General features: G+C 62.8%; 18 protein-coding genes. 15 read left to right on the forward strand and 3 right to left on the reverse strand.

Annotated features, from left to right (window positions below):
- The first annotated feature begins 2 nt into the window (after positions 1-2).
- The 6 genes from VGE08_RS21790 to VGE08_RS21815 all read left to right on the forward strand — a co-directional run bounded on the left by VGE08_RS21790 (position 3) and on the right by VGE08_RS21815 (position 7,510).
- Positions 3-1,109 (forward strand): ABC transporter ATP-binding protein, encoded by a 1,107-nt coding sequence (locus VGE08_RS21790; RefSeq protein ID WP_331070035.1) that lies wholly within the window; start codon positions 3-5, stop codon positions 1,107-1,109.
- Positions 1,106-2,614 (forward strand): M81 family metallopeptidase, encoded by a 1,509-nt coding sequence (locus VGE08_RS21795; RefSeq protein ID WP_331070036.1) that lies wholly within the window; start codon positions 1,106-1,108, stop codon positions 2,612-2,614. The genes VGE08_RS21790 and VGE08_RS21795 overlap by 4 nt, the downstream gene beginning before the upstream one ends.
- A 5-nt stretch (positions 2,615-2,619) precedes the next feature.
- Positions 2,620-4,335: a D-lactate dehydrogenase gene (dld, locus tag VGE08_RS21800; protein WP_331070037.1), complete on the forward strand. Its 1,716-nt coding sequence runs from the start codon at positions 2,620-2,622 to the stop codon at positions 4,333-4,335.
- 204 nt (positions 4,336-4,539) lie between these two features.
- On the forward strand, positions 4,540-5,781 hold the full coding sequence (locus tag VGE08_RS21805) for a sugar phosphate isomerase/epimerase family protein (protein WP_331070038.1): 1,242 nt from the start codon (positions 4,540-4,542) through the stop codon (positions 5,779-5,781).
- Between the two features lie 187 nt (positions 5,782-5,968).
- Positions 5,969-6,526 (forward strand): isochorismatase family protein, encoded by a 558-nt coding sequence (locus VGE08_RS21810; RefSeq protein WP_331070039.1) that lies wholly within the window; start codon positions 5,969-5,971, stop codon positions 6,524-6,526.
- A gap of 27 nt (positions 6,527-6,553) precedes the next feature.
- Entirely contained in the window at positions 6,554-7,510 is a 957-nt protein-coding gene (locus tag VGE08_RS21815) for a GlxA family transcriptional regulator (protein WP_331070040.1), read from the forward strand.
- Here the strand turns inward: VGE08_RS21815 and VGE08_RS21820 are convergent.
- Positions 7,428-8,270 carry a polysaccharide deacetylase family protein gene (locus VGE08_RS21820; RefSeq protein ID WP_331070041.1) on the reverse strand — a complete coding sequence of 281 codons (843 nt, stop codon included), beginning with the start codon at positions 8,268-8,270 and terminating at the stop codon, positions 7,428-7,430. The genes VGE08_RS21815 and VGE08_RS21820 overlap by 83 nt on opposite strands.
- Positions 8,271-8,421: 151 nt before the next feature.
- Between VGE08_RS21820 and VGE08_RS21825 the strand changes: the two genes are divergently transcribed.
- The 5 genes from VGE08_RS21825 (at position 8,422) to VGE08_RS21845 (ending at position 13,912) form a co-directional block, all read left to right on the forward strand.
- On the forward strand, positions 8,422-8,754 hold the full coding sequence (locus tag VGE08_RS21825) for a thioredoxin family protein (protein WP_331070042.1): 333 nt from the start codon (positions 8,422-8,424) through the stop codon (positions 8,752-8,754).
- A gap of 148 nt (positions 8,755-8,902) precedes the next feature.
- Entirely contained in the window at positions 8,903-9,589 is a 687-nt protein-coding gene (locus VGE08_RS21830) for a response regulator (RefSeq protein WP_331070043.1), read from the forward strand.
- 87 nt (positions 9,590-9,676) lie between these two features.
- Entirely contained in the window at positions 9,677-11,368 is a 1,692-nt protein-coding gene (locus VGE08_RS21835) for an N-acyl-D-amino-acid deacylase family protein (protein ID WP_331070044.1), read from the forward strand.
- Between the two features lie 157 nt (positions 11,369-11,525).
- Positions 11,526-12,029: an asparaginase domain-containing protein gene (locus tag VGE08_RS21840; protein ID WP_331070045.1), complete on the forward strand. Its 504-nt coding sequence runs from the start codon at positions 11,526-11,528 to the stop codon at positions 12,027-12,029.
- 197 nt (positions 12,030-12,226) lie between these two features.
- Complete coding sequence (locus VGE08_RS21845; RefSeq protein WP_331070046.1) at positions 12,227-13,912, forward strand: AMP-binding protein; 1,686 nt, start codon at positions 12,227-12,229, stop codon at positions 13,910-13,912.
- 12 nt (positions 13,913-13,924) lie between these two features.
- On the opposite strand, the gene VGE08_RS21850 is transcribed toward VGE08_RS21845, so the two are convergent.
- Positions 13,925-14,809 (reverse strand): AraC family transcriptional regulator, encoded by an 885-nt coding sequence (locus VGE08_RS21850; RefSeq protein ID WP_331070047.1) that lies wholly within the window; start codon positions 14,807-14,809, stop codon positions 13,925-13,927.
- Positions 14,810-15,149: 340 nt separating this feature from the next.
- Between VGE08_RS21850 and moeB the strand changes: the two genes are divergently transcribed.
- Both moeB and VGE08_RS21860 read left to right on the forward strand, forming a co-directional pair.
- Entirely contained in the window at positions 15,150-16,301 is a 1,152-nt protein-coding gene (gene moeB / locus VGE08_RS21855) for a molybdopterin-synthase adenylyltransferase MoeB (RefSeq protein ID WP_331070048.1), read from the forward strand.
- A gap of 111 nt (positions 16,302-16,412) precedes the next feature.
- Complete coding sequence (locus tag VGE08_RS21860; protein WP_331070049.1) at positions 16,413-16,763, forward strand: DUF4870 family protein; 351 nt, start codon at positions 16,413-16,415, stop codon at positions 16,761-16,763.
- Here VGE08_RS21860 and VGE08_RS21865 read toward each other — a convergent pair.
- Positions 16,747-16,995 (reverse strand): hypothetical protein, encoded by a 249-nt coding sequence (locus VGE08_RS21865; protein ID WP_331070050.1) that lies wholly within the window; start codon positions 16,993-16,995, stop codon positions 16,747-16,749. The genes VGE08_RS21860 and VGE08_RS21865 overlap by 17 nt on opposite strands.
- A gap of 213 nt (positions 16,996-17,208) precedes the next feature.
- On the opposite strand from VGE08_RS21865, the gene VGE08_RS21870 reads away from it, so the two are divergent.
- Both VGE08_RS21870 and VGE08_RS21875 read left to right on the forward strand, forming a co-directional pair.
- The gene (locus VGE08_RS21870; RefSeq protein ID WP_331070051.1) at positions 17,209-18,594 is read left to right on the forward strand and encodes an L-serine ammonia-lyase; all 1,386 of its coding nucleotides are present in this window, start codon (positions 17,209-17,211) and stop codon (positions 18,592-18,594) included.
- Positions 18,595-18,701: 107 nt separating this feature from the next.
- Positions 18,702-19,841, forward strand: a complete 1,140-nt coding sequence (locus VGE08_RS21875; RefSeq protein WP_331070052.1) for a DUF6607 family protein — start codon at positions 18,702-18,704, stop codon at positions 19,839-19,841.
- Positions 19,842-19,917: the final 76 nt, after the last annotated feature.

The raw sequence follows: 19,917 nt of genomic DNA on the forward strand, positions 1-19,917 counted from the left end.
CCATGTCCGGCATCCGACTCGACAGAATCAGCAAGACCTTCGGCGCACAGCGGGTGATCGACGACGTGTCGGTGGAGGTGGCGCCGCACGAATTCGTGACCTTGTTGGGCCCAAGCGGCTGCGGCAAGAGCACGTTGCTCAACATCGCTGCGGGCCTGGAACGGCCCACGGACGGCCGCGTGTTGATCGGTGGGCGCAATGTCACTGATATGTCGGCGCGCGAGCGCAACGTCGCCATGGTGTTTCAGAGCTACGCGCTTTATCCGCACATGAGCGTGGCCCAGAACCTGGCGTTTCCTCTGCGCATTCAGCGATTGCCTCGCGCGGAGATCGATCGGCGCGTCAAGGCGATCGCCGAGACTATCGAACTGGGCGCGCTGCTGGATCGCAAGCCCGCACAGCTGTCCGGCGGTCAGCGACAGCGCGTGGCCATCGGTCGCGCCATCATCCGTTCGCCGTCCATCTGCCTGCTGGATGAGCCGCTGTCGAATATCGATGCGGCCCTGCGCGTGCGCATGCGCTCTGAGCTCAAGCTCCTGTTCAACAAGATGGGCACAACCATCATGTTCGTCACGCACGATCAGGTCGAAGCCATGACGTTGAGCGATCGGATCATCGTGCTCCACGGCGGCAAGGTGCAGCAGCAGGGTACGCCGCTGGAGATCTACAGGAATCCGGCCAATGCTTTCGTCGCACGCTTTATCGGCAGCCCGCAAATGAACATCCTGCCGGCGATCATCGACACGTCGGCCGTGGTTCGCGCGCAGGCGCTTGCGTTACCGTTGACTCGATACGCGGGGGCGGCAGGTCCGGTGCAATTGGGCTTGCGGCCCGAAGACGTCCAGCTGGGCCGTTTCGAGAACTGCGCCAGCGTGCACGCGACGGTGACGCTGGTCGAGCATCTGGGTCACGGCGCGATCGTGCATTACACGATCGAGGGCCTGCCACCCATCATCGGATTGGAGACTCGTGACAGCAGCATCCGTGCCGGCTGGCGCGGCAACATTCATATCAATCTCGATGGAGTGAAGCTATTCGATGCGGCAAGCGGGCTGGCTTTGCGGGGACCGCAGCGGGCCGCCGGCCCCGACCTGGAGGTGATTGGATGAGCCGGCGCATCGCGGTGGGGCTGCTGATGCAGGAGTCCAATTCGTTCTCGCCGCTTGCGACCACGCTGGCGACGTTCGAGAACTACTTCCTGCATCGGGGAGATGCCATCCTCAATGCCGACTTCGAGCGCGCGCGCATCGAGATTCATGGGTTCCTGTCGGTGCTGCGCGAGGCTGGGGCAACCGCAGTGCCGTTGCTGGCGGCAGGTGCGTTTGCCGGCGGACCTTTGACGAGAGACTGTTTCGAAGCGTTGGTGAGTGAGATGGAAGCGCGGCTGCGCGCTGCCCTGCCGGTCGATGGATTGCTGCTGGCGTTGCATGGATCGCTCATCGTGGAGGGCAGTGGCGGTGATGCCGAGATCATCGCTCGCCTGCGCAAGGTGCTCCCGGCGCACGTGCCCATCGGCATCACATTCGACCTGCATGGGCACATCACCGCCGACATGCTCCAGCCCAATTGTTTCCACGTGGGCTACCAGCAGTATCCGCACATCGATATCTACGAGACCGGAGAGCGTGCCGCTCGGTTGATGCTCGATACACTGGATGGTAAGCGTCGGCCAGTGATGGCGCTATCGAAATGCCCGATGGTATTGAGCGCAGTGTGTGCGCGGACTACCGATGGAGGACTGGCGCCGGTCGTTGCAGCGGCACGGCAAGCGGAGCAGAGTGGACGCGTGTTGCATGCGTCGCTGTTTCCCGTGCAACCTTGGATCGACGTGCCGGATCTCGGATTCGCCGCCCTCGTTTGTGCGGATGACGATGTGGCTGCCGCCGAGCGGGTGGCGGCGGAGTTGGCGCAGCAAGCTTGGAATCTGCGAGGCGAATTCAATCCCGACCTGATCGAGCTCGATGACGCCATTCGTATCGGCCTGTCCTGCAATGGGTTGACCGTCGTCAGTGACGGCGGCGATGCGCCGAGTGGCGGCTCGGCGGCGGACAGCGCCTGCGTGCTGCGAGCATTGCTGGCCGCGGGCGCGCATGAAGGACAGCGGCTCGTCTATCTCTCGTTGTGCGATCCGGCCGCGGTGAGCGTGGCAGAGCGCGCTGGTGTCGGTGCCGTGGTGAACATGGACATCGGACACTTCTATTCCCGCAAGGATGGTGATCCCGTGCGAGTCACCGCCACGGTGCAGTCGATCTCCAGCGGTCAGTATCGCATGCGCGATCAGGACATGCAGATCGGCATGGGCAAGACGGCGGTGCTCGCCGTGGGTGCGCTGAGGATCCTGGTGCGGGTCATGCCATCGTTCGAATGGGATGTGGCCATGTACCTGTCGCAAGGTCTGGATCCTGCAGCGGCGGCGCTGATCTTCGTGAAGTCGCCGGGTGGGTTTCGGCATTCGTATGCCAAGTGGGCGCAGCGGATCCTGGTGGCCGATACGCCCGGACCCACCTGCGCGAATATGAAGAGAGTGCCCTATACCAAGGTCACGCGGCCGCTGTATCCGTTGGACGAGCTGTCCTCATTCACGCCGCGGCCGGTGCGCTCGGTGCCGGTCTGACCTGCTTGTCCGGGCGTCGCGATTTTCTCGATGCACTCACGGCCATCGTGGGTCGTCGAAACGTACTCACCGACGAAGCGGCGACACGGCGTTATCGCACTGGCTTTCGATGCGGGGGCGGGGCGGCGCTGGCGGTCGTGCGGCCTGCTACGCTGGTGGAGCAATGGCGCGTGCTCCAGGTCTGCATCCGTGCGAACAAAATCGTCATCATGCAGGCCGCCAACACCGGCCTGACGGGCGGTTCCACACCTGACGGCGACAACTATGATCGCGATGTCGTGATCGTCAGCACGCTGCGCCTCGCACGCATCCATCTCATCGATCAGGGACGACAGGTCATCTGTCACGCGGGCGCGACGCTGTTCCAGCTGGAGAATGTATTGCGGCCGCTGGGGCGCGAGCCTCACTCGGTGATCGGTTCGTCATGCATCGGCGCATCGGTAGTGGGCGGCATCTGCAACAGTTCCGGCGGCTCGCTGGTGCGCCGTGGACCGGCCTACACCGAGACGGCGTTGTACGCCCGTGTCGATTCGGCCCGCCAGATCGAGCTGGTCAATCATCTTGGAGTGCGCTTAGGCAGCGATCCGGAGGAGATTCTGCGCCGGCTCGATTGTGGTGAGTTTACCGAGGCAGACATCGAGCACGCCGCGGACAGGCTTGCTTACTCGCGCGACTACGAAAAGAGAGTTCGCGCGGTGGATGCCGACAGTCCAGCACGTTTCAATGCAGATCCCGGGCGGTTGTTCGAGGCCGCGGGCAGTGCCGGCAAGGTCGTGGTGTTTGCGGTCCGCCTCGATACCTTTGCCGCCGAAGCGGGTGCGCGTGTGTTGTACATCGGCAGCAATGATCCGGCGGAACTCACGCGCGTGCGGCGTCACCTGCTAATGCAGGGGCGTGAGTTGCCCATCGAGGCGGAATACCTGCATCGCACTGCCTTCGACATCGCCGATCGGTACGGCAAGGATACCTTCATGGCCATCCGCTGGCTCGGCTCGGCGTGGTTGCCGAAATTGTTTGCCATCAAGAGCAGGATCGATACATGGGCCGCACGCCTGTCCGTTCTGCCCGACAATCCGAGCGACCGGCTCATGCAGGCTATCGCGTGCCTGCTGCCGGATCACTTGCCGTTGCGTCTGCGGGAGTATCGAGACCGGTACGAGCATCACCTGATGCTGAGAGTCTCCGCGAGTGCGGTCGAGGAAACGAGGCACGCGCTGGCCAGCATTTTCCCATCAGGGCAGGGCGCGTATTTCGAATGCACCGATGAGGAGGGCGAGAAGGCGTTCCTGCATCGCTTCGTCACGGCGGGTGCGGCGATCCGCTATCGTGCGATCCATCGTGACGAGGTGGAGGACATCATCGCGCTCGATATCGCACTCCGGCGCAACGATCTGAACTGGTTCGAGCAGTTGCCTGCGGAGGTGAGCAGCGCCATCAGTCACGCGCTGTACTATGGACATTTCTTCTGCCACGTCCTGCATCAGGACTATGTGGTGCGCAAGGGGGCGGATCTGGTGCGACTGAAGCAGTCGATGCTGGACCGACTCACAGAACGCGGCGCCGAGTATCCCGCCGAACACAATGTCGGCCACTCGTACGCCGCCAAGCCGGCGCTGATCGATCACTACCGGCGGTTGGATCCTTGCAACTGCCTCAACCCAGGCATCGGGCACACCTCGCGGCGGGCGAACTGGCGATCGAACAAGTCATCCTCCGACTGAGCGGAAGGCGAGTGCCCGCCGAGAGTTTTGGCATTGCGGTGGCGCCATGCCCGGCGTGAGACCGCCACCCGGCCGGCGATGAAGAACAGGGGTTCGCGTTCCGGCCAGTATTCGCGACTCGGGGCCGGCCCCTGGAACGGCCGGTACCGGTCTGGCCGGATGTAAACGGTTCCACAATCTGCCGGTCTCTGCCAGACTCCGGGCATGAGCACCACAGCCTTTGCTCCCAAGCCCATGAAACTCAGCATCCTGACCGCGGCTCTCCAGGAGCTGACGCCGCGCGGACAGCGCGATGCCGATCCCGACCTGGCCATCGAGGAATGGTTGCAGTTCGCGCGTGACATAGGCTCGCCGAACATTCAGCTGTCGGCAGCTCTGCATCCCAGCGAGAGCGATGTGCCGGCCGAGGCCATGCTCGATCCGGTCGCGAACACACTGGACCTGCGTCAGCCGTTCGACGAGCAGCGTGCGGCCCGTGTACTCGCGGCAATGAAGGAAACCAACGTTGGTTTGTCCGACCTCGGCTATTTCGACAACATGCTGGCGGCCGATTCCGCGGTACGCAGCAAGAAACATGAGTTCATGTTGCGCGTGTTCGATGCCGCCGTGCTGCTGGGTGCTGATGCAGTGTGTGGTTTTGTCGGCCGCAATCCGCAGTTGGAGATGGACCAGAACCTCGGCATGTTCGAGGAGGTGTTCATTCCATTGCTCCGGGAAGCCAAGGCGCGCGGGCTGACGTATCGGGTCGAGCAATGCCCCATGCCGGGGTGGAACGTGCTGGATCGCTGGCACAACAATCTGGCCTATGCGCCCGGGCCTTGGATCGCGCTACATCGGATTTGCGAGAAGCATGGGGTCGGCGATCAATTCCGCATCCACTACGATCCTTCGCACGCCATCCTGATGGGGCAGGACACGCGCTCGTTGTTCCAATACCTGAAAGACCAGGGCTATGGATTCCTGATCGGCGGCTTCCACGTCAAAGGCCAGGTTATCGACGCGCGCGGCGTGTCCGCGTGGGGCTACGGCGGCCAGACCATGCAGCGCGGCGATTGGGTCGACGGCAAGCCGTCGCCAGATCCGGCGGATCAAGCCAATGCCTGGAAGAAACAAATCGTGCTGTGCGAGCACGAGCTGCCCGGCACGGCGCGTCACGACCCGCTCGCGTATCTGCAGAATCGCAGCGTCGACTGGCTCGATCATCAGCTGGCCGCGCGCGAGTTGCTGTCGATCGATCCGGCGCAGACGTACCTGGTCGTGGAACACGAGTATCCGCCGGCGCGAATTCAGGATAAGGCGCGCCTGGCGCCCATCCTCAAAGGCTCGCTCGCCTTCGTAAGAGCCATCGACGAAGCGGCTGCGGCCATGTTCTCGCTGCAGCACGAAGTGCTGAAGGCGCAGGGGATTCCGGTCCAGGGCATCGGCCGGGAAGCGTACAGATCATGAGCGGTTGGCGGTTAGTGGCTGGTGGTTGGCCGGAAGCATGCGCGGAGCTGTCTCGTTCTGGCTAACCACTGACCGCCAATCACCAACCGCTGTCCGTTTTTGACCGCTCGCTGTCGAGCAATGCTCTCGTCCGGCTGCCGCGCCGGGCGCACCATGCACCCCAGGTCGCAACAAACCAGGAGTCGCCATGAAGTCCGCATTGCTCGTGATCGATGTGCAGCAGTCATTTACCCGCCGGCCGTATTGGGACGAGGCCGAGCTGCCGGCGTTCGTGCAGAGCCTGCAGCAGTTGGTGAATCGCGCCCGCCAGGCTGGCGTGCCGGTGCTGCAGGTGTTCCATGTGGATGAAGCAGGCCCGGAATACGCTTTCTCCCACGAATCCGGCCTGATCAAGACCTTGCCGCAGCTGGACATCCATCCCACCGAGGTGTTCACCAAGGCCGTGCACTCGGCCATGTTCGCCAGCACCAGGAACGGCCGGAGCCTGGACTACTGGTTGCGCACCAACGGCATTCAGCGCCTGATCGTCACCGGCATCCGCACCGAGCAGTGCTGCGAGACGACCACGCGGCATGCTTCCGACCTCGGCTATAGTGTGACCTATGCGATGGATGCCACGTTGACGTTTCCGATGGTGTCCGAATCGGGCCGAACCTATTCGGCCGAGGAGATTCGCGATCGTACCGCGCTGGTGCTCGAGGGCCGCTTCGCACAGGTGCAGCGCGCGGCGGCGGTCGCGATGTAAGGTGCATGAGCTTCGACAGGTGAGTGCATGAGAACGGTGCTGTTCGCACTGCTGCCCGAAGTCGTCCTGCTGGATGTGGCAGGCGCAGCGGAAGCTTTTCGAATCGCCAACCAACTGGTGCCTGACAGCTACGACTTGCAGTTCGTGGGCACCAGTGCCTCGCTGCGATCTGCGGTGGGCCTGCAACTGCACAAGTTGCAGCGCCTGCCGCCGGCGGTGCCGGATGATGCCATCGTCGTGATCACCGGGGTCAGCTCCGTGTCGTTGGATCTGGATTCCGAGCCGGTGCACAAGCTCGCGGACTGGCTGGCCCAGGTGGGCAGCAACCCGACCATCACATTGATGTGTGTTTGCTCCGGCAGCCTGCTGGCTGCACAAGCGGGGCTGTTGCGTGGCCGCCAGTGCACGACGCATCACGCGATGATCGATCAGCTGGCGAAGATGGAGCCGAGTGCCACCGTGCACGGCAATCGCATCTTCGTCGAGGACGGTCACGTCATGACCAGCGCGGGAGTAACGTCCGGGATCGATCTGGCGTTACACATCATTGCCGCGCAGCTGGGGCACAAGGTTGCGGTCGCGGTGGCACGAGACCTGGTGGTCTACATGCGCCGGACCACTGCCGACCCGCAGCTCTCGGCCTGGGTCATGCATCGCAATCACATCCATCCCACTGTTCATAAAGTGCAGGACGCCATTGTTCGCAATCCCGCCGCCGATTGGACTTCGGCCAGGCTTGCAGCCGTGGCGTGCATGAGCTCGCGCAATCTAGGGCGGCTGTTTGCCGAGCATGCCGGTTGTTCACCGCTCGATTACGTGCAGCGGCTGCGTGTCGCGCTGGCACGGGAGATGGTGATGAACAGCGATCTGGCGTTGGAGCGTGTTGCCGAGCGCAGCGGCTTCAGCTCCGCGCATCATCTGCGGCGAGTGTGGCGCCGCTGGGAGCGGGCATCACCGGCAGAGTTTCGCTCGACAGCTCGCTGACCGTCACCGAGCTCAATCCGCGCTCGCGCAGACCTCGCAGTAACAACGGCAACGCTTTGAGGATCAGCGGACGATGCCGTTGCTCGCGATCATGTCCATCATGCAGCAGCACGATGTCGCCGGGTCGAATCCTGTTGGCCACGCTACGAGCCACCGAGTGAGCATTCCGTGACATCGTGTCGCGCGAATGGATCGACCAGGCCACGACCTTCAGATTGCGCCTATGCGCCGCGCGTGCCATCGCGGGACTCTTCAGTCCGACCGGTGGGCGATACAACGGCTCTTGTCCGGACCCGGTCAGGGACTTGATCAGCTGTGCGCAGCGATCGATCTGCTCGCCGTGCCCGGCGGACGGATAGAAATTCTGGAAAGGCGAGTGCTGCCAGGAGTGATTGCCGAGCTCGTGGCCTTCCCGGTGCAACCGTTCGCCCAGCGATCGATGCCGGTCCAGATAGCGGCCGATGACGAAGAACGTCGCGCGCGCCTGGTGTTCAGCCAGGATGTCGAGCACGGCGGGTGTGATTTCAGGATCGGGACCGTCGTCGAAAGTCAGCGCCACCCGCGGCTGGTCGCTGCGGCCGCGCACCAGCGTCGGATACAGCAATGCCGAAGCCGGGCGAAAGACACCGTCCGCCATCATCAACGCGTATGCGCCGAGCGGCACGCCGAGTCCGAGGGCGGTCGGGCCGAAAATCGCAGCCGAGCCGGCCGCGACGGCGGCACCGGCAAGCAGCATTCGATCGGCGCGACACAGATTCAAGGGAGACCCGCCTGCAAGAGCACGCCGCCATCATGGCAAGTGCGATTCGACTTGTCGATTGATGGGATTGCCAACGGCGATTGCTCGCGCCTCGCACCGGGCGCATCGTGTCTCGCCAGAGTGACATTCCCCGTGTGGGATTGGAGATCCGATGAGTGATGCGAAGTTTGTCGCGGTCACCGACTTCAGCTTCGACCAGCAGGTGCTGGCCGCGCCGGGTCCGGTGCTGTTGAAGTTCGAGGCCGACTGGTGCGGTCCGTGCCAGGCGATGAAGCCCATGATCGAAGACATCGCGCGCGACTACCAAGGCCGCCTGACTGTCGCGACCTTGGACATCGATCAAAACAACCGGACGCCGCATCGCTTCGGTGTCCGTGGCGTACCGACAGTCATGCTGTTCAAGGATGGCGAGGTCGTGGCCCAGAAGGTCGGACTGCCGCGCAAGGCGGAGTTGACCGCGCTGCTCGATTCGAAACTTGGCTGAGTTTTCCGATAAGCGGTAGGGGCAAGCCAGCGCGGCGGCGAGCCGCCGCGGAAACCCCTACATGCGCCTCCCTCTGTGCAGTAGTAGATGCAATACGGCCCCGTCCGACAGCACTCGGACGGGGTCTTCGCGTTGTGGAGTGTGACCTGTGAAATCCGCTCGGGCGAAACGCCACGGTGGCCAGCCGGGGCAACAGTCGCGCCGCAGGGACGGGGACCAGACTGACAACGAGAATACGCCGGGCTCGGCGATGGTTCGGCTGACGTTGGCGCGCTGGCCGACGGCAGCGGTACTCATCGATCCGGACGGCCATATCGCGTCGGCCAATCGCGCCGCCGCCCGCTTGTTCGGTTGTAACGCGGGCAAGTTGCGCCAGCTGCCGGTCCATGAGCTGATTCCTGCCTGGCGGCCTCTCAACAACGATAGCGACCGATCGAAGAGGCATCGTTTAGGACACGGCCGTCGTGTGATGTACATCGATGACGAAGAAGCGCTGGTCTATCTGATGATCCGCGTGTTGCAGCGGTCGGGTTATCAAGTCACCGGCTTCAGCGATGCCGTGCAGGCGCTGCAAACGCTGCGGGAACGGCCGTGGGACTTCGATGTGATCGTCACCGATCTTTCCATGCCTGTGATGTCCGGCTTCCACGTGGCCAGTGCCATCCGGGAGATTCGCGAAGATCTGCCGGTGGTGGTCACGTCGGGGTATGTGCGGGCCGAGGACCGCGAAACCGCCAGAAAGATCGGTGTGCGCGAGCTGGTGCTAAAGCCCGATACGGTCGAGGAGCTGGCGGGCGTGCTGGAAAAGGTGTTCGAACATCCGAAGAGCACTTGACGCGACTATTGATCCACAAGCAATTGGCGCTACCACGCTTTTACGCTAGGGTCGCAGACCTCGCGTCGTTCGAACTGGGGAATCCTCGTGCGCATCACGTCCATCGTCATTGCGAAGCTGATCCTGTGCCTGGGTCTGGCCGGACCGGTAGTCGCCGCCGAACAGGTCGACCTGATCATTCGCAACGGCGTCATCTACGACGGCAGCGGCGGCGATCCGATCAAGGGCGATGTAGCGGTGCGCGCCGGGCGCGTGATCGCGGTCGGTAAGCTCGACGATTACCAGGCGAAGCAGAAACTGGACGCCAAGGGGCTGGCAGTTGCTCCCGGATTCATCAACACCCTGTCCTGGGCCACCGAATCCCTGATTCACGACGGCCGCGCCATGAGCGACATCAAGCAGGGCGTGACGCTGGAGATCTTCGGCGAGGGCAACTCCATGGGGCCGGTGAACGACACCATTCGCGAGGAGATGCTCAAGACGCAGTCCGACATCCGCTATGACATCGAGTGGAGCACCCTCGGCGAATATCTGGACTACCTGGTGAAGCGCGGCGTGTCGCCCAACGTCGCTTCGTTCATCGGTGCCACTACGGTGCGGGAGCACGAGGTCGGTTTCGAGAACCGCGCGCCGACGCCGGAAGAGCTGGCTCGCATGCAGGAGCTGGTTCGTCAGGCGATGCGCGAGGGCGCGCTGGGCGTCGGGAGCTCGTTGATCTACGCTCCGGCCACCTATGCCAAGACCGATGAGCTGATCGCGCTGGCCAAGGCCGCCGGCGAGTTTGGCGGCGCCTACATCTCCCACATGCGCAGCGAAGGCGATCGCTTTCTGGAAGCGTTGGACGAATTGCTGCTGATCGCCCGCGAGGCCAACGTGCCCGCGCAGGTGTATCACTTGAAGGCCGCCGGCAAGAAGAACTGGCCGAAGATGCAACAGGCCATCGACAAGATCGAGGCGGCGCGCAAGTCCGGGCTGAAGATCACCGCTGACATGTACAGCTACACCGCCGGTGCAACCGGACTCGACGCCGCCATGCCGACGTGGGTTCAAGAGGGCGGTATCGACGCCTGGGTCGAGCGTTTGAAGAAGCCCGAGATCCGGGCCCGCGTGCTCCAGGAAATGCGCGATCCGAACGCCGACTTCGAGAGCCTGCTGCAAGCCGCTGGCTCGCCGGACCGCGTGCTGCTGATCGGCTTCAAGACCGAGAAGCTCAAGCCGCTCACCGGCAAGACACTGGCAGAAGTCGCAAAGATGCGCGGTGTGTCGCCCGAGGATGCGGCCATCGACCTGGTGATCGAGGATCACACGCGAGTCGGCACCGCCTATTTCCTTATGTCGGAAGAGAACGTGAAGCTGGGCCTGTCCCAGCCGTGGGTGAACATCGATTCCGACGCCGAGGCGCCGGCGCCTGAGGGCCCGTTCCTGCTGAGCAATCCGCATCCGCGCGCCTATGGCACGTTCGCACGGTTCCTTGGCCACTATGTTCGCGACCAGCAGGTGACGACGTTGCAGGACGCGATTCGCCGCCTCACCAGCCTGCCGGCCGATACGTTCAAGTTGCAGGATCGCGGCTGCTTGAAGCAGAACTGCTTCGCCGACATCGTGGTGTTCGATCCCGCCAGGATCAAGGATCAAGCCACGTTCCAACAGCCGCACCAGTACGCGACTGGCGTGCAGCACGTCTTCGTCAATGGTGTGCAGGTGCTTCGCGACGGCGAGCACACCGGCGCGAAGCCCGGCCAGGTCGTGCGCGGACCCGGCTATCAGAAGGGGACTTAGACCGGCGCCGGATTGCGCTCGGTAGAGCCGCGCTGATGCCGATACGGGTAGGCCAGCGGTCTCGCGCTGGTCTCATCCAGCATTGGGCCTTTGCCGGAGCAGGCGGCAAGGGAATGAGCGGCTTCAGTCCGATCGGCGCGGCTGGTATCTTGCACCAATGCAAAAAGTGACCCCAGCCATCGTAGTCATCACCACCGGCGGCACCATCGACAAGGCCTATTTCGACGCGCTCAGCGCGTACAAGATCGGCGAGCCCATGGTCAAGAAAATGCTCGACGTTGCCAACGTCACGCGGCCGTTCCGCGTGGTCGAGCTGTTCCGCAAGGACAGCCTGGACCTCACCGACCAGGACCGGAAGGCGCTGTTCGAAACGGTCAGCGCGCTGGACACCGACCGGGTGGTCATAACCCATGGCACCGACACCATGACCGAATCCGCCAGGGTGTTGAAGGCGGTGCCCGGCAAGACCATCGTGTTCACCGGCGCGCTATCGCCGGCGCGCTTCGCCGAGAGCGACGCGATGTTCAACCTGGGCATGGCGTTCGCCGCGGTACAGACTTTGCCGGCCGGGGTCTATGTCGCGATGAGTGGCCAGGTGTTTCGCGGCGATGAAGTCCGCAAGGATCGCGAGCACGCCCGGTTCGTATCGACGGCCGAGTGAGTCGCAAGGGCCTTGGCGGCTTTCGACCAGAAGATATCCTGTCAAAAGGGCCTCGGCCGCTTTCGACCAGAAGATATCCTGTCAAAAGGGCCTCGGCCGCTTTTGACCAGAAGACATGTCGTCAAAAGGGCCTTGGCCGCTTTTGACCAAAGAGAATGTTATTCGCGAGCGCGATCTCGCAGTTGGGGGGTTGAACTATGGAGCTGAGCTATGTCTGCGGCACCAGTACCGTGCCGTTGTTGTACAAGACCGTAGGCGCCGTTCTTGAAGAGGCCGCACGACGCTGGGGCGAGCGGCCGGCGCTGATCGTTCGTCATCAGAACCTGCGCTGGACCTACCGCGAATTGAACGACGCGGCAGATCGAGTCGCGGCCGGCCTGATCAAGCTCGGCCTTCAGCCCGGTGACCGCGTCGGCATCTGGTCGCCCAATCGCTTCGAATGGGTGTTGACCCAGTTCGCGACCGCCAAGGCCGGCTTGATCCTGGTCAACGTCAATCCCGCCTATCGCATCTCCGAGCTGGAGTTTGCGCTCAACAAAGTCGGCTGCAAGGCGTTGATCCTGGCGTCGAGCTTCAAGAGCAGCGACTACGTCGGCATGCTGCGGCAACTTGCGCCCGAGCTGGCGTGGAGCGCGGTTGGCGATTTGCAGGCAGCGCGGCTGCCAAGTCTGCGCTCCGTGATTCTCACCGACGACGCGAGCCTGCCTGGCATCTTGCCGTTCTCGATGCTGGAAACGTTGGGCACCGATGTCGAACGTCAGCGCGTGAACGAGCTGCGCGGTCTGTTGCAGCCGGAGGATCCAATCAACATCCAGTTCACCAGCGGCACCACCGGCTTGCCCAAAGGCGCCACGCTGACCCATCACAACATCGTCAACAATGGCTACTTCGTCGCCAGCCACATGGCGTTCACGCACGAAGACAGCTTGTGTATTCCGGTGCCGCTGTATCACTGCTTCGGCATGGTGATGGGCGTGCTCGGTTGCGTGACGCATGGCGCGACGATGGTTTTCCCTTCCGAGGCATTCGAGCCGGGCGCCGTGCTGGAAGCGGTGAGTGCCGAAAAGTGCACGGCATTGTATGGCGTGCCTACGATGTTCATCGCCGAGCTGGATCATCCCAAGTTCCGCGAGTTCGATCTGAGCTCGCTGCGCACCGGCGTGATGGCGGGCGCACCGTGTCCCGTCGAAGTGATGAAACGTGTCATCGCCGACATGAACATGCGCGAGGTCACGATCGCTTATGGCATGACGGAAACCAGCCCGGTCAGTTTCCAAAGCCGCAGCGACGATTCCATCGAGCGCCGCGTGTCCACGGTCGGCAGGATTCATCCGCACCTTGAAGTGAAGATTGTCGACCCCGACGGTCGCGTGGTACCGCGTGGCGAGCGTGGCGAACTACTCACGCGCGGCTACAGCGTGATGATGGGCTATTGGGACGATGTCGAGAAAACCAATCAGGCGGTCGACGAGCAGGGCTGGATGCACACCGGCGATCTCGCGGTGATCGATGCCGACGGTTACTGCAATATCACTGGCCGTGTCAAAGACCTGATCATTCGCGGCGGTGAAAACATCTCGCCGCGGGAAGTCGAAGAGTTCCTGTATCGACATCCGCAGGTGCAGGATGTCCAGGTCTTCGGCATTCCGGATCAGCGCTTTGGCGAGATCGTCTGCGCCTGGATCAAGCTCAAGGCCGGCGAGTCCTGCGACGCCGAGGCCATCCGCACTTTCTGTCGCGACCAGATCGCGCACTTCAAGGTGCCGCAGCACGTCCGTTTCGTCGACGAGTTTCCGATGACCGTCACCGGCAAGATTCAGAAGTTCGTCATGCGCGAACGGATGATCGTCGAGCTGCAGTTGCGCGAAGACGCGACTGCCTGATCGGATCGGCCGCTAAGGATTCGCTGCCGGGCTCGGTACCTGCGCCAGATCGCGGCGAGCCGCGGCTGGCGTGACGCCGAGAATCTTGCGCATGTGGCGGGCCAGATGGCTCTGGTGGGCGAAGCCCGTTGCGAAGGCGATCTGCGCGATCGATAGCGAACCATCTTGTAGCAGCAGTTTCGCTCGCTCCACGCGCCGGCGCAGAATGTATTGATGCACCGGAACGCCTGTGGAGCGGCGGAACAGCGTCTTCAGGTGTGACACGCTGACGCCGGCGACTTTGGCGATCTCGGCCAGGGACAGCTCGCTTTCCAGATTGTCCTCGATGTGCGAGATCACGAGCTTGAGTTTCCATGCGCTCAAGCCGCCCGTGGGATCGCGCATCGGCAGCGATCGCCGACTGTGCCGCTGTAACAAGCGTGCGGCGAGGGCGGTGCCGAGGCTTTCGCGAAACAAACGTCCGCCGGCGCCGCCGGAATCGAGGTCGGCCTTGAGCGCCCAGCCGATGTGCTCGATGAATGGATCGCGCAACTGAAAGCGATCGGCGATCTCGATGTTGGCGGCGTCCATGTCGAGATCGATCGCTACTCGACGCAGCAGCTCATCGGGCACGCGCATGACCAGGGTGGTGCCGCTTTGTTTGGTTTCCCAGGTGGCCGGCGTGTGGGCGGGAATGATGTCCAGGTCGCCCGCTACCTCGCGTCCTTGGCGCAGTTTCCCGCAACGTTCGCAAGTGACTTCCACCGACGGGCCGATGTGCATGCAAACGATCGCGTAAGGCATCGGATCGATGCGTGTCAGGCCGGCGGAGAAGCTGTTGACGAGCGCGCTGACAGTTCGCGGTCCTCGCTGCGGTGCTGATGCCGCGGCGGGACGAGGGTTGCTGGTGGCATTCATCGGTGATCTCCGTGCACCGTATTGCTGCTTCGAGGATACAACGAGAAAAGCCATCCGGGCTGCTGCGCCCCATGCGAGCTCGCGTCCAAATGTGCTGGGCTCGGGCTTAATAGGCGAGCTTGCTGTGCTGGAAATGAGGCATGAAGCCGCGAAGGCGGTAAATGGCCCGTCCGAAAGGGCTACGGTCCGTAGGACCTGACGCGCAATCCATGCCACACTGTCTCGACTATTTAGCAACACCCCCGTTCAGCAAGGACCCGCGCCGCCAACGGCCGAGCTGGATTGTCCGAGCGGGCCTGTCGAGTTGACAGGGGTGGGCGCAGATGTGATGGTCACGAGCATGTCGACGATGGCTTCGGTTTCTTTGTCTCCCGCGGATCTCGCACGTTACAGCCGGCACCTGGCGCTGCGCGAGATCGGTATCCAGGGCCAGGAAAAACTCAAGGGCGCGAAAGTGCTGCTGGTCGGCGCCGGCGGTCTCGGCTCGCCGTCGGCGCTTTATCTCGCGGCGTCGGGTGTCGGTACGATAGGTGTGATCGACAACGATCGCGTCGACGTATCCAACTTGCAGCGGCAGGTGCTGTACGACACGCACAGCGTCGGCCGATCCAAAGCCGATGCCGCCAGGGAACGTTTGCTGGCGCTGAATCCGGAGATCGATCTGGTATCGCATCCCGTCGAGCTGCGCGCGGCCAACGTGCGTGAAATGTTCAGCAAGTACGATGTGGTGCTCGATGGCACCGATCGATTCACTACGCGATATCTTTCCAACGACGCATGCGTGATCCTTGGCAAGCCGCTGGTGTCTGCGGCGATTCATCGCTTCGAAGGGCAGGCGATGACTTATGTGCCCGGTCGCGGGCCGTGCTATCGCTGCTTGTTCCCGGAGCCGCCGGCCGATGGCCTGGTGCCGAACTGCGCGGAAGCGGGTGTGCTCGGCGTGTTGCCCGGCGTGATGGGCACGCTTCAGGCCACCGAGGCCATCAAGCTGATCGTCGGTGTCGGCGAGCCCTTGCTCGGCCGGCTCCTCACCTACAACGCGTTGGACATGCGGTTCGGGGAGTTTCGTTTCAGCCGCCGTTCCGACTGCGCGGTATGCGGCGATCATCCGACGATTCACGAGCCCGCGGATCTCGTCGAGCTATGCAGCGCCGATGTGATGGCGCAGGTGAGAAATCTAGTTCCCGCCGAGCTGCGAGAGCTGCTCGGGCAAGCAGCCATCATCGATGTTCGTGCGCCAGCGGAGTTTGCGGTGTCGCATCTGCCCGGAGCTGTGAATATTCCGGTCGCCGAAATTCAGCAGCGGCTTGGCGAAGTGCCGTCGGACCGGCAGGTCGTGTTCATCTGCCGCAGCGGTGCGCGCAGCATGACCGCATCGGCCATCGCTACGCGCGCGGGATTGAAGAACATAGCTCACCTCGAAGGTGGCCTGCTCGGCTGGGCGAAAGACCTGGATGCGTCTTTCGTGGTCGCGCCCGTTGGCTCCAATTGATTCCCAGGTGGCAATAATCCGGGCGAGCTGCGGTTGACTGCCGGCGAATGCGGTTGAGCCCGGGTGAGAGTGGCCTCACAATCTGCGGCAGTACCCCTACGGGAGCAGACGGTGAACCAAAGCGTTACGGAAGGGTCGGCGAACACCTCGATCGCCAACATCATTTACGTGCTCTATCTGCTGGCGCTGTTCAATGGCATCACCGCCGTGATCGGCGTGATCATGGCCTATGTCTACAGGGACGACGCGCCCGAATGGCTGCGCACGCACTATGAGTTTCAGATCCGGACGTTCTGGATGGCCCTGCTGATCGGGGTGATCGGCGGCATCCTGACCATGGTGCTCATCGGCGTGGTCGTGCTGCTCGCGTTGGCGGTGTGGTGGATCGTTCGCTGCGTGAAAGGCATCAGGTACGTCGGCGAGCGCGCGCCGTATCCGAACCACCTCAGCTGGGGCATCTGATGATGCAATCGCCGTGACGACAGTAGACGTCACGGCGATAGCGGCCGGAGATCGCCAATTCCTCCAACAGCTCGGTGCCGGGAACGTCAGATAGCGCGGCATCCGCGTTCGTAGTCTGCCGCAGGAGCTGTTCATCGATGTCACTTACCGATGTCAGCATCACCGGCGTGCCCGCCGCTTGCAGCGACTGCGCCGTCCCCAGGTCTGCCCCGATAGTGAGAATAATTCTCATTTGTAAAGTTGTTGCCAGGGCCTGCCGAAGAAAAGCCGGATTACGCCCCCATGAAGTCTTTCGACCGGAGGCATCGATGGGTGTGAATGGACCCACCATCCCGGTCGCGATGTTGAATCAGCGAATGAATGTGTGCGGCCGCTACACCGTATCGGGCAGGTACCGCGTATATTTGCCGGCCGTTTGGGTTCACCCCGTTATCGAGGCAGTTCCTTGAGCGCAGCGACCGTCAGCGTCTTCGATATGTTCAAGATCGGCATTGGCCCGTCGAGCTCCCACACCATGGGACCGATGACGGGCGCGTGCCGTTTCGCGAAGTCGCTCGAGGAGCAGGGAGTGTTGCCGCGAGTCGCGCAGGTCACCGTGAATCTGTACGGCTCGCTGGCCTTGACCGGCAAAGGACACGCCACGGATACCGCGGTGACTACCGGCCTTGCTGGCTGGCTACCGGCACAGGTCGATCCGGATGCGGCCGCCAGGCTCATCGAAGAGGTGCGTCAGCAGGGCAGGTTGCAGCTCGCGGGTAGTCACGAGATCGACTTCCGCATCGAGCGCGATATCCACTGGAAGTACAAGGAAAGCCTGCCGTATCACCCGAATGCGCTGACGCTGTTCGCCCGCGATGCTGCCGGTGAGCTGCTGCACGAGACAACGTTCTACTCTGTAGGTGGAGGCTTCGTTGTCAGTCAAGAAGAGGCGAAAGCGCCCAGGGCCGCGACCACCGGTACGGCGGTGCCACTGCCGTATGCCAATGCTGCTGAGTTGCTCGAAGTCGCCGAGAGCAACGGTCTCACGATTGCCGAAGTGATGATGCGCAACGAGTGCGCGACACGAGCTCGCGAAGAAGTGCTCGCCGGACTCGATCGCATCGCCGAGGCGATGAATGCGTGCATCGACCGCGGTTTGCGGCAGGAGGGCGTGTTGCCGGGCGGCCTGAATGTGAAGCGTCGAGCCGCCAAGCTGCGCGCGGCGCTCGAAAAGCGCGAACAGGCCCACTCCGCCGACGGTTTGATCGCGATGGATTGGATCAACGCCTGGGCGCTGGCCGTCAACGAGGAAAATGCGGCGGGCGGCAAGGTCGTCACGGCGCCGACGAACGGCGCGGCCGGCGTCGTGCCAGCTGTGCTGCGCTATTACGATCGTTTCTGTAATGGTACGCGCGAAGGTCGTCATATCTTTCTGCTCACCGCCGGCGCGATCGGCTCGCTCTACAAACTCAATGCGAGCATTTCGGCCGCGGAGGTAGGTTGTCAGGGCGAAATAGGCGTTGCCTGTTCCATCGCTGCCGCTGGCCTGACAGCCGCGCACGGCGGTACGAATCAGCAGATCGAGAATGCCGCCGAGATCGGCATGGAACACAACCTCGGGCTGACCTGCGATCCCATCGGCGGCCTGGTGCAGATTCCCTGTATCGAGCGCAACGCCACGGGCGCCGTCAAGGCGGTCGACGCCTCGCGCCTGGCGCTGATGGGCGATGGTTCCCATCACGTCACATTGGATCGTGTCATCGAGACCATGCGTCGGACTGGCGCCGACATGCAGGATTCCTACAAGGAGACTTCGCTCGGCGGCCTCGCCGTCAATCTGCCCGAGTGCTGATGCTCCAAGTGCCAATGGCGAATTAACGCCGGCCTCCCGGCTCGCTACACTGACCCTTCACGCCAGGACCGCGTCGGATCCGAGCTGAATGCGTTCAGGAGCTCATCATGAACAGAGTAGGGTGGGTCGCTGCTGTCGCGGCAGCGTTGTGCGTTACTGTCGCGAATGCCGATGAGTACGCGGGCACACAACAAACGACAGACGCGCCGTCGCGTTACACATTCTCCTGGCCCTTGGGTAAGGACATTCCCGCACCTCGCGGCGGCACGACCAAGGGCCCGCCGGTAACGCTCGATCTCGACCCATCGAAGGCGTGGCAGGATCTGCAGGCCGAGGGCTTGTCGGCGCAGGAGCGCGATCGCCGCGCCATTCTCGCGATGGCGGGCACGTATCGTGTCACGTTCGACTTTCTCGAAGTCGTGCCATTCGTCAAGCAAGACAAGCCGAACGCGCCCTATCAATCGTGGGGCACCGAAAAGATCTACGTCGATCGCGACGATGGCCGGAGCATCAGCCTGGTGCATATCCTCGAGATGCGCATCGTGCAAAAGGATGGTTCGATCAGCGAGCCCATGGTCACCAAACATTGGCGCCAGGACTGGCAGTACCAGCCGACCCACGTCGTCGAGTATCGAGGCCGCGATCAATGGCAGCGTCGCAAGCTGCCTGCGGCGGCAGCCAGGGGCGCGTGGTTGCAAACGGTTTATCAAGTCGACGAATCGCCGCGTTACGCGAGCGTCGGGCGTTGGGAACATTCCCCGAGCTTCTCCACCTGGTTGAGTGGCGAAACCTGGCGGCCGCTGCCGCGTCGTGAATGGAGTGTGCGTGACGATTACCAGGTGCTGGTCGGCACCAATCGTCACACCATCTCGCCGACCGGTTGGGTCCAGGAAGAAAACAATCTGAAGACCGTGCTCACCTCGGCGCGTGCCATCGATCCATCGCGTCCCTACCTCGCGCGCGAGTACGGTGTCGCTCGATATGAGCGGATTCGTGACGCCGATTTCGCGCAGGCCGATGTTTATTACGATCGAACCAGACAATTCTGGGATCAGGTACGCGATGCGTGGTCCGGGATCTTCGTGAAGCAGGGCGCGGTCACGTTGAAAGGACCCGTCGACAAGCTCGGGCTGTTTCATCCGCTGTTCGCGCACGCCGATGTGCTGGTGGAGCAGGACGCTTCGGCAAATGCGCAGAACCCGACGGTCATCAGCAATGCCTTGAAAAATATGGGCGCATTGCCTTAACCGGGCCGGTTGCAGCGAACCGCAAAAACAAAAAGGTCCAAGAGACGCTTGCTTTGGTATTGAGAAGCATTATCAT

Origin of the sequence: Steroidobacter sp. (assembly GCF_036406195.1) — a bacterium.
In the GTDB taxonomy this organism is placed as follows: domain Bacteria; phylum Pseudomonadota; class Gammaproteobacteria; order Steroidobacterales; family Steroidobacteraceae; genus Steroidobacter.